Consider the following 15,534-nt stretch of genomic DNA (forward strand, 5'->3'; position numbering starts at 1 on the left):
TGGACTACATGAACTCCCGCTACGGCAGCCCCGTCGGCGCCTGGAACTTCTGGCAGACCCACCACTGGTACTGAGCCACCAACGGACACAGCACCACACACGCCAGCACACACACGACAACGCCCGGCCGGGACACCCCGCCGGGCGTTTTCGCGATGTCCCGACGTCATGGGGGCGGCCCTGTTCCACCCGTGCGCGCCTGCCGCTCGCGCAGCGGCGTCGTGCCGGTCAGTCCGTGGTCAGGGTGGTGTCGCGGCGCTCGTACCAGCGCAGGGAGTCGGCGATGCCCTCTTCGAGGGAGTGCCGGGCCTTCCAGCCGAGGAGTTCCTGCGCTAGGTCGACTCGGGCGTAGGCACCGGCGGAGTCGCCGGGGCGCCGGTCGGTCTCGACGGTGGTCAGCGGGGCCCCGGTGACGTTCTCGAAGGCGGTGACGAGTTCCCGGACGGTGGTACCGCGCCCCGTGCCGAGGTTGATGACGCGGTAGGGCTCGTCGCGGGTGATGGCCGTGAACTGCTGGACGGCCTTGACGTGAGCGGCGGCGAGGTCCCAGACGTGCACGTAGTCACGGATCCCGGAGCCGTCACGGGTGGGGTAGTCGGTGCCCGTGAGGGGGAAGGGACTGCCCGCGTGGTGGACGTCGATCATCTTGCCCAGGGCGTGGGTGGGGGTACGGATCTGCAGGCCGGTGCGCAGGAGCGGGTCGGCGCCGATGGGGTTGAAGTAGCGCAGCGAGATGACGTTGAGGGTTCCGGCGGCGGCGACGTCGGCCAGGACCGTCTCGAAGAGGGCTTTGGTACGCGCGTAGGGGCTCAGGGTTTCGAGGGGCGAGTTCTCGTCGACGGAGAAGTCCTCCGGGTCGGCCCGGTAGATGGAGGCGGAACTGCTGAAGAGGAGGTTCCGGCAGTTGTTGCGGGTGAGGTGTTCGAGGAACTGGATGCCCTTGGACACGTTCTCGCGGTAGTAGCCGAGGGGGTTGGCGACGGAGTCGGGGACGACGATCAGGGCGGCGCAGTCGATGGCCGTGGTGATGTCGGGGTGGTCGGCGAAGATGCGGTCGACGAGGGCGCCGTCGCAGATGTCGCCCTCGTAGAAGGTCCGGCCCTCGGTGAACTCGCGGCGGCCGGTGGCCAGGTTGTCGAGGATGACGGGGGTGATGCCGTCGTCGATGCAGGCCGAGGCGATGGTCGAGCCGATGAAACCGGCGCCGCCCGCGATCAGTACCTTCAAGGGTTCTTCCTTAAGCGTTCGGTGGAGCTTCGGTGCGTGTGCCGTACGTCCCACCCGGCGGGCCCGGGACACCGGTGTGCGGTCCGGCAGCCGCCAGGTGGGGCGAGGGTCGTGTCCCCGTGGGGATGTCCCCTTTGCCATGACGGGGAGCCCCGCCCTTTGGTTGCATGGCCACGGCACTCGTCGAGCTGTGGGGGGCCGGGTTCGCCGGAGTTTTCGTCAGGGTGGTCCGCTTCAGCAGCCGCCGGGTAGGTCGGTCACCAGGCCTCTTTCGACTCGCGGTACGGATCCGGGTCCGTGACCCAGCCGGCTGCGAGGACCAGGCCCGACAGGCGGTGTACGGCGAGGAAGCCGAAGGGTCGGTGGAACGTGGCGTCCACTTCGGTGGTCAGGTACGTCGTCTCCGGACGCGGGGCGCTGCCTGCCATCCCCTCCATGGCGGTCACCACGGCCGCCTTGAAGCCCCTGTCGGTGAAGGCCGCGGACGCAGCCTGTTCGGCCGAGCGGATCGTTGTCGGGCGGTCGCTGATGCCGGGGAAGTGTCCTGTGGATGCTTCGGAGGCCGTGCGCAGCCCGAAGGTGTCGGCGTGGACGAGCAGATCGTGCTTGGCCAGGATGTCGAAGGCGACGGTCCTGACGTGGAGCGTCGGCGGGGCCGGACGGAAGTGGCGCACCCTGCTGACGGTGAGGCCGGGTCCGGCCGTGCCGTGCGGGAGCCGACCGGCCGGCACGATGTCGTGCCGACCCGCGAGAACGTCGATGCCTGCCTTCAGGACCCGCGCCGCGGGCACGTCCTCCTCTCCGAGGACCAGGTGCACGTCGATGCCGGCGTTGCCCACCACCCGGAGGTTGGTGATCTGCCCGGCGGGTGTCTCGGCCACGCCGACGCGGTCGATCAGCGAGGTGGTGCGGTGCAGTCCGGCCAGTTGCCGGTCCTCCCACGGGCCGGAGCGGGGGCGGGCGAACTCCGCGGTGAAGGGACGTATCCACTCGGTTTCCAGGGCGAGCGCGCTCGCCAGCACGAACTTGGTGTCCCTGTTCAGGCCCACCGGCATCCGCTCGATCCGTCCGCCGGTCCGCTCCGCGGCCCACGCGTCGAGTGCTCTCCGGTCCGACCACGGCCACCCGCTCAAGGTCCCGTGAGAACGCGGAGGCAGTCCCGCCGCCCACTCCTTGTGGACCTTCAGACTCCGGCTGGTCCACAGGCCCACCGCCATGTCCACCGCCCGGAGCCCGTCGAGTGCGCCGAGGAACTCCCGAGCGGCGGCCGCGGCCCGCTCGGTGGGCAGTCCGACCGCCTCCGTCAGTTCGGCGCGCGCCGAGCCGGCGGCGCCATCGGCCAGGAGGGCGAGCAGCGGCCACACCCCGGCGGCAGAAAGGACCGTGCCCGCATCGGCCTTCTCCACCCACCGTGCCGTCAGGCCGTTGACGGCCTCTACGGTCTCACCGACCTTTTGGATATCCGCAGTTGTCATCTTCGTCCCGCCCCCGTCCAAGCGTGCCGACCGGCTTGATCCACATTAGCCGGGGCGGCGAACGCGGCCCGTGCCCTCGTTCCGTCACGCACCGGACGGGAGGAGCTGATGCAGGCGGCCACCACGAGCGCCGCCGACGGAGTCGAACGGCGCCGAACACCGCACGTATCCTGGCGCCATGGGAAGGACAGAGCCCGAGGACCGGGACGGGGAAACGTCGCACGACGTCTGCCGCCGCGTCCACGGGTACGAAACCCGTGCCCGTTGCCTCCCCGAGCCGTGGATGTGCGACGTCTTCCACATCGACGGCAGCCTGCGGGACATCCGGGTATTGGATGTGACGCGCGCCGATTGGATCGCGGTCCTCGAACGTCTGCGGACCGTGGCCGACGAGACCGAGGTGGAACACCCCTACGACCGGCTCGATCCGGTACGGCCCGCCGTCGCCGACCTCTTCCGCGCCTGGTGTGACGAGCCGGACGGGGAAGGGACGACTTTCAGCTTCCGGGCCCGGTTCGGCGCCGTATGGTTCTTCGCCCTGCCTTACGACGAGGAGGAGATCGAATTCTCGCTGTGGCCCGACGACGTCCTCGACGGAGCGGGTGTGGCCGCCGTGCTGCGATTCCTGACCGAGGTGGGCAGGGCCTGCGGGCGGCCGGTGCTGCTCACCGGCGAGAGCGTCCAGTACCACCCGGGCTTGCGGACGTTGATCCACCACGACCCCACCATCGGCATCGGCCACATCTGACGAGCCATCCTTCGGTATCTGGCCTACGGTCACTCCATGACCAAGGACGGCGTAGTTGTGGACGAGGCGATCCGTGCGGCGTGGGACTCATACCGGGTCCTGGAGAAACGCACCTCCGCCCAGGAGCGCCGGCAGGCGCAGCAGCGGGTCGGGGCCGCAGTGGACGCCCACGGGCGTGCGGAGGTGTCCCGGGGCACGGTTTTCCTGGTGGGCGTGTTGACCGGATACCTGATCGCCGAGCAACCCGGCGGCAAGGATCGGCTCGATCCGCTCAACGATCTGATCCCCGCGGTGATCCGCGGACTTCCCACCTTCGAGACGGCCGACCCGACTCAGGTCCCGATGGTCACCGGCGTCCTCATGGCCGCCGCGATGGGCATGGACACCGTGGCGTGGCGAGAGCAATTCGGTCCGATCCCGCCGGAAGAGGCTCTGGTCCACGGCTTCGTGTTGTGGCTCCTCGCCGACCTCTTCGATTCCCTGGTCGAACGGCCGGGCGCCATCGACGGGATGATGCGGCAGACCTTCGAGGCCATGGCCGCCGAACAACACCCGTAACGTGCGGGCTGCCACCGGACCGGTGCGGCGGGCGGCCGCGAGCCCGTCGCACACCCTCACGGGCGCCGCGTCCGAAGGCGCGGCCGCGTCCCCGGCTGTCCACTCCACCGGCCTCATCACAGAAGAAACCGACCACCGGAGAGGACCCAACTCCCCCATGTCCATATGGCCTTCCATCGTTGCCGTACTCGGCACCCTTGCCGGTGCCCTGACCGCCGGTGTCCTCCAGCACCGTTCGGCACGCACCGCACTCGTCGAGGAGCGCGCCCACGGCCACCGCCAGGACCAGCTCGGCGCCGTCACCGACTTCGCGGCCGCCCTGGACGCGCACCGCTCGGCGATCTTCCATCGGGAGCGCCTGGCTCTGGCCGAGGCGGGCACCGAGCACCAGTTGGAGGCCCAGACGAGGTCCCACGACACCCGTGCCGCAATCACCGCGCCCCACATCCGCCTGCAAATCCTGGTCCCCGAACTGGCCGGCCCCGCCCAACAGGCCGCCGATGCAACCTACGTACTGCGCAAGGCCATGGACCGGACCGACCTGGACGCCCGCCGGCACGCGGCCAAGGAGGCATCGGTCGCCTTCATCACCGCGGCCGCCACGCTGCTGAGCCCCGACAACCACTGACAGTAGGGCCAGGCCACCACTTGCCCGACCGGATCGGGCAGCCGGAGCCGACCCGTGATCACCCGTCGCGGAGGGCCGTACGGGTCCGACTCCACCGGTGGGTGGTCGAGGGGACCATGGCCCGGCTCCTCGTCACCCGCCACGTCCGACGCCTTCCCCCAGGACGTCTTGAGGGGCTCAGGGAATGATGAGGACCTTGCCCCGGATCCGGCCGGACTCGCTGAGGTGGTGGACGTCGGCGAGGTCGGCCAGTGGACGTGACTCGCTGACGTCGATGCTGAGCGCGGCGGCGTCGACGAGTTCCACGAGCGCCGCAAGGTGCGTGACGTCGTTGCGTGCGACCAGGTGCCTCGCGCTCACACCGGTGCCGACTGCCGGTTCGATCGGGGTCGCGATCGACACGATCCGTCCGCCCGGCCGCACCAGGGTCGCCAGGGCGGCGGCGTCCGGCGGGCTCAGCGGGACCAGATTGAGCAGGGTGTCCACCGGGCTGCCGAGGGCGTCGCCCACCGGACCGGCCGTGTAGTCGATCAATCGGTCCGCCCCCTGCCTCCGGACCGCCTCGGTGCTCCGGGGGCCGGCCGTGGCGATCACCTCGGCTCCGGCATGCTTCGCCAGTTGCGTAACGAAGCCTCCGACGCCGCCGCCCGCGCCGTTGACCAGCACCCGCTGACCGGCAGTCACCTTCCCGTGCTCGAACACCGCCTGCCAGGCCGTCAGGCCGGCCACGGGAAGTGCCGCGGCGTGAGCGAGCGGAACGGACGCCGGGGCCGGCACCAACAGGGCGGCGGGCGCGCGGACGTACTCGGCGGCCGCACCCCCGCCGTCGAGCCGCCCGACGACGCGGTCGCCGACGGCGCGGCCCTCCGTCCCCGGGCCGATTTCGACCACGGTGCCGGCGACGTCCCAGCCCAGGGTGTAGGGCAGGTCCACAGGGAGGAACGCGTGCAGCAGCCCGGCGCGCAGGGCGGACTCGGTGGGATTGAACGAGGTCGCGGCGACCTGGACGAGCACTTCACCGGAGGCGGGTCGTGGACGGGCGACGGTGTCGTGGCGGATCACGGAGGTATCGCCGTATTCGTGGATGCGGGCGGTCTTCATCATCGTCATGCCGCGAATCTACGACCACGTGGGGAGACGATCCATGCGCAGAAGTACCCGGTTCATGCGCGTGCGTCTCGCACCCGTACCCTCGCCGGATGGATGTACTCAGCGACGTGGTCGCGGTGACGCGGACCGGCCGTCCCCGCTCGGCCCATGTGCGGTGGCACGCCCCGTGGGGACAGGAGTTCGCCGCCGTCCCCGGGTCGGCGGGATTCCAGGTGGTCCTGCGGGGTTCCTGTTGGCTGCTGCCCCCGAACTCGGAGCCCGTCCGACTGGGCACGGGCGACGTGGTGTTCCTCCCCCACGGCAGCGGGCACACACTGGCCGACAGCCTCGAAGGGCTCGGTGCCGCCCCTGCCTGCGACCCCGACGACCACGAGCCGTACGACGCCTACGCCTCGGACAGCGTCGACCGGACCGGAGAGGGCGGACAGGTCACGGTGGTGTTGTGCGGGGCCTACCGGCTCGACCCGTCCCGCACTCACCCGCTGTTGCTGACCCTTCCGGATCTGATCCACCTGCCGGCGCGGTCGGACCGCGACCCCGAATTGCGTGCGGCCGTTGAACTCCTGGCCGCCGAGTTGAAGAGCCCTCGGCTGGGAACGGACGCGGCCGTACCCGCGCTCCTGGACACGCTCCTGCTGTACATCCTGCGCATCTGGTTCGCCGAACGGCCCGCCCGAGGTGCCACCACCGGGTGGGCCGCCGCGCTGAACGACCCGCCCGTCAGCGCTGCCCTCCACGCCATCCACCGAGACCCGGCAGCCCCGTGGACCGTGGCGAGGCTCGCCGCGGAGGCCGGGCTCTCCCGGGCAGCCTTCGCCAGACGCTTCGCCACCCTGGTCGGCCAACCACCCCTCGGCTACCTGACCTGGTGGCGGATGACCACGGCGGCGCGCCTGCTACGGACGTCGGACGCACCGTTGAGGTCCCTGGCCGGCCAGGTCGGCTACACGTCCGAGTTCGCCTTCGCCAACGCGTTCAAACGCGCGCACGGAACCGCACCCGGCGCCTACCGGCGCATGGGTTGATGCGGAGCCGCTCATCCCGCCATCCCGCCTTCCCGGCGGTGATGGCCCGGCGTTCGTGGTCCCTCCAAGCGCCGTCGATGTACTGGGAGGCGGTCGAGGTGCCCTCGTGCCGGAAGCCGAGGCGTCGGACGAGGTTCAGCGAAGGGGTGTTGTCCGGCTGGATGTTCGCCCCCAGGTGGTGCTCCGGGCGGCGGACGTGGCGTACGGCCGTGGCGGCCGCGACGGCCGGCCACAAACCAGGTCGACGCAGGTCGGTGCGGTATCCGATCATGAGTTCATGCCCCTGAACGAGACCCTTGCGCGAATCGACGCGGACCTGGCCGCCGGCCGGATTCCCATCGCGCGCCAGCGCCTGCGCGGTCTCATCTCGTCCTTCCCGCACGACCTGACGCTCCGCCGTCGACTGGCCGGGATATACCGGCTCTACGACGACGCGGCCGAGGCGGGACGCTGGATGTACCTGGAAGAGGACCGGAACGCCGACGAGACAGCCGCTTTCGAGGCGCGGTACGGATCGCCCGGTTGGCGGATGAAGGCCCTCGCCTGGCATGGCCCCGAGGCGGGCGCCGCCACCGCCTTCGCGCGGGGGCAACTGGCCGCGGTGCGGACCGCTTGCGCCGAGGAGCTGGGGCACCCGGTCGACTGGGACGACCCCGGCTCCTACCGGGACGACCTGATCGAGGAACACGAGTCGCCCTCCGAGCCGTGGACGGTCGGCGGCGTACTGGTGGGCATCGGCTTGCTGGTGGCGGTCCTCGCATTCCTCGCGGTCTGGGTGAACGGGCTCATTGCCCTCTTCGATTGACTCAGGACGCTCCCGCCCGATGGGCACTGCGGTCATGCCGTGTTCGTGGCCATGAACGACCGGGCCCCGGCGGTCCGGGCAGGGATCGCGCCGGCATGCCCGGGCGGCCCGTCCCTACGCGGCCCGGTCGGTCAGCAGGGCGACGGCGAGCCGCGTCCGGAGTCCGGCCAGGGCGCGGACCACGGGGACCGCGGTGGCCAGGAGGAACACCCCGATGGCTGTGTTGAAGCCGATGTCGGCGGCCCGCGAGGAGGTGTCGAAGACCAGCTCGGCCAGGCCCTGGTTGTCATCTCCCCGGGGCAGGGACCACGACCAGGTGGCGTAGAGCAGCTCGCCGATGCCGCCGAGGGTCCATGTCAGGGCCACGCTGAAGGTGATGACCTGGAGCGGGAAGGCGACGACCGGATGGACGAGGTCGCGCCAGGACCGTGGGTCGCGCACCGCGCGCAGCGTTCCCGCCCATCCCGTGCCGGACGGCAGCGGGTGGCGCGGGGGCAACGGGCGGCCGGTGACGGCCGTTACGCGCCGGCGCTCCCGGTTGGCCAGGGACCGGGCCGCTCGCAACGTTCCGGCCAGGATCGGCAGCCCGACCCAGACCACGAGGGTGGACGCCCCGAGGGCGACTCCGGTCACCGCGACGGTGAACGCCGCCAGCCCGAGGGGTAGTCCGGACAGCAGGTAGCCCAGCTCGCTGCGGAACCGGCGGGCACGCGGCTCGGGCGCGGTGGGCGCCTGCGACACAGTGGGGCGTGAGGCGGTGTCAGTCATGGGACCACGATCGCGGTTTCGCGATGCCGCGACGAGCCTGCTACCCCGCCGGTGGAGGGTAGGGCTTGCCCCACCCGGCCGTTCCTCACCATGGGGCTCGCCCGGCAGGAAATCCGTCAGGGATCCCCCGCCGGACACCGGGTTCCCGGGCTGTGCCCCGGTTCAGTACGCGAGGGCCTGCTCGGTCCACACGGTCTTGCCCGTGGCCGTGTAGCGGATGCCCCAGCGCTGGGCGAGCTGCGCGACGATGAACAGCCCGCGGCCGCCCTCGTCCACCGCGCGGGCGTGGCGCAGGTGCGGGCTCGTGGTGCTCGCGTCGTACACCTCGCAGGTGAGGGAGCGGTCCTTGATGAGGCGCAGCCGCAGGGGCGGGCTTCCGTAGCGCAGGGCGTTGGTGACCAGTTCGCTGACGATCAGTTCGGTGGCGGCCGCGGTGTCCTCGTCCACTCCCCAGCTCGTGAGCGTCCGGCGGGCGTACTCGCGAGCGGCGGCCGCCTCGGAGAGGTCGTCGGCCAGGAGTCGGGTGGCCGCGCCGTGGTCGGGGAAGGGCCGGGTGCGGGCCAGCAGGAGGACCGCGTCACCGTCACCGTTGCCGGTCCCGAGCGCGTACAGGGTGTTGTCGCACAGCTCCTGGAGGGGCCGGTCCGGATGGGCAAGGGCCTCGCGGAGTACGTCCGGGACGTCATGGCTCGTGGTCGGGGCCACCGGGAGCAGCCCGGGCGTGTAGAGGGCGAGGGTGCTGCCTTCGGGGAGTTCGACGGTCGTCGTGGCGAAGGGCCAGCCCCCGCCGCCGCCCAGCACCGGCCCGACGGCGAGGTCCGCGGCCTCGACCGACCCGTCGGGACGGACGATCACCGGCGGAGTCGGCTGGCCCGCGCAGGCGAAGGTCCAGGTCCGCTCGAAGGGGTCGTACACCCCGTAGAGGCAACTCGCGGACAGCGGCAGCAGGCGCGCGGGGCCGGTGGGCGGGGTCGTACGTTCCGCTGCCAGGAAGCCCGCGGTGTCGTCGAGGCGGGCCAGGAGTTCGTCCGGTTCCAGGTCCAGGGCGGCCAGGGCGTGGACGACGGTGCGCAGCTGCCCCATCATCGTCGCGGTGTGGATGCCGTGTCCGGAGACGTTGCCGACGGCGAGGGCGGTGCGGGCGCCCGACAGGGCGATCACGTCGAACCAGCCCCCGCCCCCGTCCTCGGCCGGGACGTGCAGGTGAGCCGTGTCGACGGTGCTCCGCCCCACGGGGTGGCGCGGCAGCAGATGTCGTTGGACCGTCGCGGCGATGGTGTGCTCGCGGGTGAAGCGGCGGGCGTTTTCGACGCACAGCGCGGTATGGGCGCACACCTCGCGGACGAGACCGAGATCGCCCGGGTCGAAAGGGGAGGAGCCCGCCGTGCGGTACAGGCTGACCAGGCCCAGGGCGCTGCCCCGCAGGGCCAGCGGGGCCACCAGCAGGCTGTGGGCGCCGGAGGCGCGGATCGCGCCGGCCCGCCTCGGGTCGGTCCCCAGCCACGGGCTGTCCTCGTCCAGGGCGACGATCCGGGGGTGCAGGTCCGTCAACGTCCGACTGTAGGGGGTGGGATTGCGAAGACTGCGCACGTCACCCACCGGATGGGCCTGCTCCTGCCGACCGTCCCCACGGGACCTGAACGCCGCACGCCGCAACGGCACGTCCTGCGCCAGCGGGCCCGCCGGGGGCTCCTCGCCCCGGACCACGGCCTCCACGACCTCGACCACGGCGACATCGGCGAAGGCCACCACGAGGGCCTCCGCCAGCTCCTCACAGGTGGTGATCACGTCGAGGGACTGTCCCACGCGCTCGCGCACCGCGTCCAGCACCCGCAGCAGGGCGCGCGCCTCCTCCGCCTCCGTGACGTCAACGACCGCGACCGCCACCCCCAGAACCACCCCCTCCTCGTCGGTCAGGCGGAACACCGACACCGAGCGGGCCCGCTCCCGGCCCTGGTCGGAGTCCAGCCGGGTGCGCACCACCCGTTCCCGTACCGGAACTCCGGTCTCGAGGACCCCGCGGATCATCCGCGTGGCTTCGGCCGGGGAGTTCAGTCCCGTGAAGGCCTCGGAGAAGCGACGCCCCAGCAGGTCCTCGACGGGAACGTCGTGCATGGAGCGCGTGGCGGTGTTGATCCGTACCAGCCTCAGGTCCGTGTCCAGGACGTGCAGGCCGACGGGCGACTGGGTGAACAGGGCGTCCAGCACCGCCAGGTCCATGTCCCCGGGCACGCCTTGCCCCGCCCGCCGGGACGGATCTTCGTGCGTCATCGCGATCACCTCCGTCGCCCAGCCTGCACGACCGAAGGCCCACCCGCCCTTCGCGCAGCCGTGAAGTAGCTCGATCAGCCTCCGCGCCCGGACGCGGGGCGGCGTGGGGCCGGGCCTGACGCTCCGGCAGGCGGGGGTCCCGCCCGGAGGCCGCGCCGGCGGGGCCCGGGAGCACGTCCGCCCGGGCCCCGTCCTCAGGCACCCGTGCCCGTGCGCGCACCGTACTTCCCGCCGCGGGACGCCATCTCCTTGATCACTACCGCGGTGCGCCCCGTGACGTAGCCCCGCCGGAGGGTGTCGTCGGGGCGGGTGAACTGGCCCACCGCGTTCTTCCGTCCGAGGGTGACGGCGCGGGCGACGTAGCGCGGGGAGTACGGCTCGGGCACTCGGCCCTCGGTCAGACGGACCAGGGTGTCCACCGCGTGAGCGGCCTGCGGTACCGCGAGCGCGCAGGCGAAACGGGCTCCGGGCACGGCCGCGCAGTCGCCCACGGCGAAGATCCGTTCGTCGCTGACGCTGCGCAGGTACTCGTCGACGACCGCACGGCCGTCCGCGTCGACCTGGAGACCGCTCCGCCCGGCGAGGTCGGGTACGTCGGCCACGATCGCCCACAGGGTCAGGTCGGAGGCGAGGGCGGCGCCCGACCGGAGGCGAACGGCTCCGTCGGTGGCCTCCGTGACGCCGTCGTCCACGATGTCGACCCGCAGCCGCTCCAGTCCGGCGCGGACCCGCCGGTACGCGCGGCGGGAGAAGATGCCGGCAACGGACGAGCCCACGAGCCGTACCCGGAGGTCCGGCCTGGCCCCGGCCACCTCGGCCGCCGTCTCGATGCCCGTCGCGCCGCCCCCGATCACCGTGACGGTGCTGCTCGCGGGAAGTGCGGCGAGCGCCACGCGGGCCCGTTCCGCTCCCTCCCACGTTCCCACCGGAACCGTTCCCGGCATGGGTACGACGGTGCTGCCCACGGCGAGGAACGCGTGGTCGAAGTCGAGGCTCGCCCCGTCGTCGAGGCGGACGCCCCCGTCGCAGATCTTCTCGACGGTGCCGACGCGCGAGGTGATCCCGTCGCGCAGCATCGAGGTCAGGGGCGTGGCAGCGACGGCGGTCCCCGCGATCTGCTGGTGCAGCCGTACGCGCTCCACGAAGTCGGGGCGCGGGTTGATCACCGTGACCTCGGCGCTCTTCACCTTCTTCGCCAGCCGGTTTGCCGCGTACATGCCCGCGTATCCGCCGCCCACCACTACAACCTTCATGTCGGCCTCCCGCCTTGGTGACTGGTCGGACATGAGATGCCGGCGGTCCGGGGTCTGTGACACCGACGCGAACGTGTCACGCGTCACAGGGCGCGTGGTGTCACAGACCGGGTCGGGCCGGTGTCCTGTGATGACCGGGTCGAGATCGAAGAAGCAAACGAAGAAGCAGGAGACACCGCATGAGTCATGAGGACGACCGCCGTCCCGACGCCGCCACCGAGACGTTCGTCGCCCACCGCAGGCTGCTGTTCACCATCGCCTACGAGATGCTCGGGTCGGCCGTTGACGCGGAGGACGTCCTCCAGGAGACCTGGCTGCGCTGGGTGGGTGTCGATCCCGACGTGGTGCGGGACCGGCGTGCGTACCTGGTCCGGATCACCACCCGCCAGGCGCTCGGACGGCTGCGTACGCTCGCGCGGCGCAAGGAGTCGTACGTGGGGCCATGGCTGCCCGAGCCGCTGCTGACCGCACCCGACGTGGCCGAGGACGTCGAGCTGGCCGACAGCATGTCGATGGCGATGATGCTGGTGTTGGAAACCCTCGCGCCCACCGAGCGGGCGGTGTTCGTGCTGCGGGAGGTGTTCGACCTCGGGTACGACGAGATCGCGGAGGCCGTCGACAAGAGCCGGGCCGCGGTCCGTCAGATCGCCCACCGCGCTCGGGCACACGTCGCCGCGCGCCGACCGCGCGGCGAGGTGTCCGCCGCCGAGTCCAGGGCCGCGCTCGGGGCCTTCCGACGGGCGGTCGAGACGGGGGACCTGCAGGGCCTGCTCGACCTCCTCGCGCCGGACGTCGTCGCCCTGAGCGACGGCGGCGGCATCAAGCAGGCGATGCCGCGGCCCGTCGTGGGCGCCGAGAAGGTGGCCCGCGCGCTGGCCGCAGGCGTTGCGGTGTTCGGCCCCGTCTCGACGGTGGAGTCGACGCAGATCAACGGCCACCCGGCTCTGGTCACGCGGATCGACGGGGAGATCGACATGGTCGTGGCCGTGCGGATCGACGACGGCCTCGTCACGGGTCTCTACACCGTGCGCAACCCCGAGAAGCTGACGCGCATGGAACGGGAGACAGCCGTGAGCCGCTGACCCGCCGCCGGGGGCGGAGGCCGGGGGCGGCCCCTCCGCCCCCGGTGGGGATCAGTCCCTGGCCGGGTGCCCCGGAACGTGGTCGGTGCCCGGGGCCGCCTCGACCGTCTCACTGTGAGAACCGCCCTGCGACGCGGGCCGCACCTTGCCTGCCGGTACGTGGGCGGTTCCCGGAGCGGCCTTGACCGTCCGGCCGTGCGGGTCGTCCTTCGAGGCGGGCCGCACCTTCCGTGCCGCGACGCCGTCCGTACCCGGAGCGGCCTTGACCGTCCGCTCGTACGGAGCCTTGACCGCGCCGCCGCCCTGGCCGTCGGCGTGGGCGGCCCCGCCGAGGGCCAGGGTGCTGAGCAGGACGGCGGCACAAGTGGCGGCGATGCGCTTTGCGGTGTTCATGAGGTGCTCCTTGGGGTGGAAGTCCGACTGACACCCCGAACGTACGAGGGACCGACCTTTCGTCTCCCTCACGTCCGTCGGCCGTTCGACCCCTCCGCGCTTACCGCAACCCGACGCCGTGGCCCCGCCCCGTGACCCCGCCCCGTGGGCCCCGACCGGCGATGCGCCGGGGTCGAACACCGGGATGGCCTGAGGCTCGTGACGAGTTTCCGACTGGCGGCGTACGCCGTGTGCATCGAGGACGGACGGGTACTGCCCGCCCGTCATCTGCCGCCGAACGGCGAACCCGACTGGACGCCCCCGGGCGGAAGGGTCGAACACGCCGAGGATCCGGTCGGCACGGTGATCCGCGAGGTCGCCGAGGAGACCGGCTGCGACGCGGTGGTCGAGCGTCTGCCGGGCGTGGACTCACGGGTGATCCCCGCAGCCGAGCGCGCCGTCCGGTGCGGACCGGAACACCACGACGTCGGAAGCCGACACCGTCCCCGCGCACGACACGGCGCCCGGTCCGGGAGCCTCAGCCCCGGACCGGGCGCCGTCCTGCGGTGCGGATGCCCCGAGCCCGCCCTCGTCACGACCGGATCTGCACGTGGTGATGAAATGTGCGCGGTGCACGGTGACTTGTCACGCTGCTGAGCTGCACTGTCGCTTCGGGAGTCGAACCCGATGCGCTGCTCTCCGCGCGCCAGTCGGGCCGGTAACCGCCGGCCCTCGGTTGTGCACGCCTCCGGAGCGACTACCTGCTCCGCACCGCCGGTCTCAGTCCAGGAGGTCGGCCTCCCAGTTGGTGCGCTGAATGCGTACGTCGATCTCGCGGATCTCGCGGGCGGCGTCGTCGGCGCGGGCACGGAGCTCGGCGACGGGCAGCGCGGGGAGCACCATCAGCTCGGATCGCAGCTGGCGGCCGTGTCCGCGCTCACCGCTACCGGCGGCGGCGTCGGCGGCCGAGGTGAGTACGGAGTGGCGCAGCCGCAGGGTGTCGCGGCGGGCGAGGGCGTCGGTGAGGGTGCCGTCGGCACCCATGTCGACTGCGGCGTTGGTCCGGTTGACGCGCCGGATCAGGGACTCCAGGGCGTCGAGGGTCTCGGTGACCTCGGCGAGCAGCACGGCCGGATCCTCGGCAGGGGTCTCACCTTCTTGGTGACGGGCGTTGGCCACGATGCGGGCCCGCAACTGTTCGACGCGGCGAGCCGCCTCCGCGCGCTCCGCCAGCGCTTCCCCGAGCTTCATCGTGGTGGGTCCCCTCCCCTGGTTCCGTTCGTTGGCCGTTCGTTGGCCGTTCGTCGTGCGTGCAGCGGTACGGCGACGGGCAGTACGGCTTCGTCGATCACCCTACGTCACTCCGAGGCCGTCGGACCCGCGACGGCCGGCGGACCACGGCGCTCGTCGGTGGCGGCCGGAACAGGGTCACCGATGTCGGGGAGGGACGACGACCTCCGCGTGCCGCAAGCCCGGGGTGCCCCCCCTCACTCGTCACCCGGCGAAGCATCCGAAGTCTTCGTCGTCACGACTCCGGTAGTCACTCGGTGATTCCTCATTGCCGTTGCCGAAGACCACTTGTCCGCCCGCAAGTTGCTCGGGGCGAAAGGTGACGAATCCGGATACCGGATCGTCGGGGGACATATTCGTTCTGAGGGCGTAAGTGGTCCCGGAGCGCAGCTGGGTGGTCATGGGCAGAAGGGTCGCGAACCCTTCTGGCGTCTCACCGATGGAGATGCGCTTCGAGAGGTTGCCCGGGGTTGCCTTGATGTGCCAAATCAGCTCGCCGGGGTCATCCACGGTGGGCTCGGCCGCCCCCGCGTAGAGCCCCAACTCGGCAACACCGTCGTGTGTGGCACCTGGGCAATCACGCCAGCCGATCACCGGTGTGGAGCTGCCACCACCGACGAAGAGCGGGTTGTACTTGGCCACGCATCCGCTCAGCAGCAACACGAGCCCCGCAGCGATCGCCGCTCTCCCCCATTTCATGCCGGGAGTCTAAGCCCGCGAGCTCCGAGGAAACCTACCCACGGGTACGGGTCACCCGTCCCCCACCGCCGATCCCGCGAGCCACGCCCCCGTACGTGAGGTCGACCGCACCGGTCGGTGTCGGTGGACACCTGGATGGCGGAGCGCAATGCGGTGGTGCTTCCGCCCCGCGGGCGAATCGCCGGGAGGGTTCTTGAGCATGATCGTTCCTGCATGATCGCCT

At 71.6% G+C, this 15,534-nt stretch carries 16 protein-coding genes and 1 pseudogene; 7 read left to right on the top strand and 10 right to left on the bottom strand.

The annotated features are described in order from the left end of the window. Positions 1–228: 228 nt before the first annotated feature. Both galE and NOD94_RS26225 read right to left on the bottom strand, forming a co-directional pair. The gene (galE, locus tag NOD94_RS26220; RefSeq protein WP_281208574.1) at positions 229–1,227 is read right to left on the bottom strand and encodes a UDP-glucose 4-epimerase GalE; all 999 of its coding nucleotides are present in this window, start codon (positions 1,225–1,227) and stop codon (positions 229–231) included. Between the two features lie 257 nt (positions 1,228–1,484). Next, positions 1,485–2,702: a serpin family protein gene (locus NOD94_RS26225; protein WP_281208575.1), complete on the bottom strand. Its 1,218-nt coding sequence runs from the start codon at positions 2,700–2,702 to the stop codon at positions 1,485–1,487. Between the two features lie 178 nt (positions 2,703–2,880). Between NOD94_RS26225 and NOD94_RS26230 the strand changes: the two genes are divergently transcribed. The 3 genes from NOD94_RS26230 (at position 2,881) to NOD94_RS26240 (ending at position 4,636) form a co-directional block, all read left to right on the top strand. Next, positions 2,881–3,450 (top strand): hypothetical protein, encoded by a 570-nt coding sequence (locus tag NOD94_RS26230; protein ID WP_281208576.1) that lies wholly within the window; start codon positions 2,881–2,883, stop codon positions 3,448–3,450. A gap of 36 nt (positions 3,451–3,486) precedes the next feature. Further along, a complete protein-coding gene (locus tag NOD94_RS26235; RefSeq protein WP_281208577.1) occupies positions 3,487–4,008 on the top strand; it encodes a hypothetical protein in 522 nt (173 codons plus the stop codon). 157 nt (positions 4,009–4,165) lie between these two features. Then, positions 4,166–4,636: a protein kilB gene (locus NOD94_RS26240; protein WP_281208578.1), complete on the top strand. Its 471-nt coding sequence runs from the start codon at positions 4,166–4,168 to the stop codon at positions 4,634–4,636. A 177-nt stretch (positions 4,637–4,813) separates the two neighbouring features. Here NOD94_RS26240 and NOD94_RS26245 read toward each other — a convergent pair whose 3' ends face one another. Further along, complete coding sequence (locus NOD94_RS26245; protein WP_281208579.1) at positions 4,814–5,746, bottom strand: NADP-dependent oxidoreductase; 933 nt, start codon at positions 5,744–5,746, stop codon at positions 4,814–4,816. 89 nt (positions 5,747–5,835) lie between these two features. Here NOD94_RS26245 and NOD94_RS26250 point away from each other — a divergent pair, with 89 nt between their 5' ends. Beyond that, positions 5,836–6,771: an AraC family transcriptional regulator gene (locus NOD94_RS26250; RefSeq protein WP_281208580.1), complete on the top strand. Its 936-nt coding sequence runs from the start codon at positions 5,836–5,838 to the stop codon at positions 6,769–6,771. On the opposite strand, the pseudogene NOD94_RS26255 reads toward NOD94_RS26250, so the two are convergent. Then, positions 6,722–6,952 (bottom strand): annotated as a pseudogene (locus tag NOD94_RS26255) (hypothetical protein); the annotation flags it as partial. The gene NOD94_RS26250 and the pseudogene NOD94_RS26255 sit on opposite strands and share 50 nt — an antisense overlap. Before the next feature lie 96 nt (positions 6,953–7,048). On the opposite strand from NOD94_RS26255, the gene NOD94_RS26260 reads away from it, so the two are divergent. Then, a complete protein-coding gene (locus NOD94_RS26260; protein WP_281208581.1) occupies positions 7,049–7,576 on the top strand; it encodes a DUF6584 family protein in 528 nt (175 codons plus the stop codon). 114 nt (positions 7,577–7,690) lie between these two features. Here the strand turns inward: NOD94_RS26260 and NOD94_RS26265 are convergent, their stop codons facing one another. From NOD94_RS26265 to NOD94_RS26275, 3 genes are all read right to left on the bottom strand, one after another. Continuing rightward, positions 7,691–8,344 (bottom strand): sensor domain-containing protein, encoded by a 654-nt coding sequence (locus tag NOD94_RS26265; protein WP_281208582.1) that lies wholly within the window; start codon positions 8,342–8,344, stop codon positions 7,691–7,693. Between the two features lie 162 nt (positions 8,345–8,506). Next, positions 8,507–10,615: a SpoIIE family protein phosphatase gene (locus tag NOD94_RS26270; RefSeq protein ID WP_281208583.1), complete on the bottom strand. Its 2,109-nt coding sequence runs from the start codon at positions 10,613–10,615 to the stop codon at positions 8,507–8,509. A 194-nt stretch (positions 10,616–10,809) separates the two neighbouring features. Beyond that, positions 10,810–11,868, bottom strand: coding sequence for an FAD-dependent oxidoreductase (locus tag NOD94_RS26275; RefSeq protein WP_281208584.1), 1,059 nt, complete (start codon positions 11,866–11,868; stop codon positions 10,810–10,812). Positions 11,869–12,047: 179 nt separating this feature from the next. Here NOD94_RS26275 and NOD94_RS26280 point away from each other — a divergent pair, with 179 nt between their 5' ends. Further along, complete coding sequence (locus NOD94_RS26280; protein ID WP_281208585.1) at positions 12,048–12,950, top strand: RNA polymerase sigma-70 factor; 903 nt, start codon at positions 12,048–12,050, stop codon at positions 12,948–12,950. 51 nt (positions 12,951–13,001) lie between these two features. Here NOD94_RS26280 and NOD94_RS26285 read toward each other — a convergent pair whose 3' ends face one another. Beyond that, positions 13,002–13,343, bottom strand: a complete 342-nt coding sequence (locus NOD94_RS26285) for a hypothetical protein (protein ID WP_281208586.1) — start codon at positions 13,341–13,343, stop codon at positions 13,002–13,004. Positions 13,344–13,541: 198 nt separating this feature from the next. Here NOD94_RS26285 and NOD94_RS26290 point away from each other — a divergent pair, with 198 nt between their 5' ends. After that, positions 13,542–13,979: an NUDIX domain-containing protein gene (locus NOD94_RS26290; RefSeq protein ID WP_281208587.1), complete on the top strand. Its 438-nt coding sequence runs from the start codon at positions 13,542–13,544 to the stop codon at positions 13,977–13,979. 123 nt (positions 13,980–14,102) lie between these two features. On the opposite strand, the gene NOD94_RS26295 is transcribed toward NOD94_RS26290, so the two are convergent. Beyond that, positions 14,103–14,573: a DIP1984 family protein gene (locus NOD94_RS26295; protein ID WP_281208588.1), complete on the bottom strand. Its 471-nt coding sequence runs from the start codon at positions 14,571–14,573 to the stop codon at positions 14,103–14,105. 243 nt (positions 14,574–14,816) lie between these two features. Beyond that, positions 14,817–15,311, bottom strand: coding sequence for a hypothetical protein (locus NOD94_RS26300; protein WP_281208589.1), 495 nt, complete (start codon positions 15,309–15,311; stop codon positions 14,817–14,819). Positions 15,312–15,534 lie beyond the last annotated feature (223 nt).

It is taken from the genome of Streptomyces sp. Isolate_45 (assembly GCF_024721315.2).
Taxonomy (GTDB): Bacteria; Actinomycetota; Actinomycetes; order Streptomycetales; family Streptomycetaceae; genus Streptomyces.

Bases quoted from the DNA above. Each gene is read 5' to 3' on its own strand.
- NOD94_RS26240 (WP_281208578.1), top strand. From the start codon at position 4,166: ATGTCCATATGGCCTTCCATCGTTGCCGTACTCGGCACCCTTGCCGGT.
- NOD94_RS26245 (WP_281208579.1), bottom strand. From the start codon at position 5,746: ATGACGATGATGAAGACCGCCCGCATCCACGAATACGGCGATACCTCC.
- NOD94_RS26235 (WP_281208577.1), top strand. From the start codon at position 3,487: ATGACCAAGGACGGCGTAGTTGTGGACGAGGCGATCCGTGCGGCGTGG.
- NOD94_RS26270 (WP_281208583.1), bottom strand. From the start codon at position 10,615: ATGACGCACGAAGATCCGTCCCGGCGGGCGGGGCAAGGCGTGCCCGGG.
- NOD94_RS26295 (WP_281208588.1), bottom strand. From the start codon at position 14,573: ATGAAGCTCGGGGAAGCGCTGGCGGAGCGCGCGGAGGCGGCTCGCCGC.
- NOD94_RS26275 (WP_281208584.1), bottom strand. From the start codon at position 11,868: ATGAAGGTTGTAGTGGTGGGCGGCGGATACGCGGGCATGTACGCGGCA.
- NOD94_RS26260 (WP_281208581.1), top strand. From the start codon at position 7,049: ATGCCCCTGAACGAGACCCTTGCGCGAATCGACGCGGACCTGGCCGCC.
- NOD94_RS26225 (WP_281208575.1), bottom strand. From the start codon at position 2,702: ATGACAACTGCGGATATCCAAAAGGTCGGTGAGACCGTAGAGGCCGTC.
- NOD94_RS26285 (WP_281208586.1), bottom strand. From the start codon at position 13,343: ATGAACACCGCAAAGCGCATCGCCGCCACTTGTGCCGCCGTCCTGCTC.
- NOD94_RS26280 (WP_281208585.1), top strand. From the start codon at position 12,048: ATGAGTCATGAGGACGACCGCCGTCCCGACGCCGCCACCGAGACGTTC.
- NOD94_RS26250 (WP_281208580.1), top strand. From the start codon at position 5,836: ATGGATGTACTCAGCGACGTGGTCGCGGTGACGCGGACCGGCCGTCCC.
- NOD94_RS26230 (WP_281208576.1), top strand. From the start codon at position 2,881: ATGGGAAGGACAGAGCCCGAGGACCGGGACGGGGAAACGTCGCACGAC.
- NOD94_RS26265 (WP_281208582.1), bottom strand. From the start codon at position 8,344: ATGACTGACACCGCCTCACGCCCCACTGTGTCGCAGGCGCCCACCGCG.
- NOD94_RS26300 (WP_281208589.1), bottom strand. From the start codon at position 15,311: ATGAAATGGGGGAGAGCGGCGATCGCTGCGGGGCTCGTGTTGCTGCTG.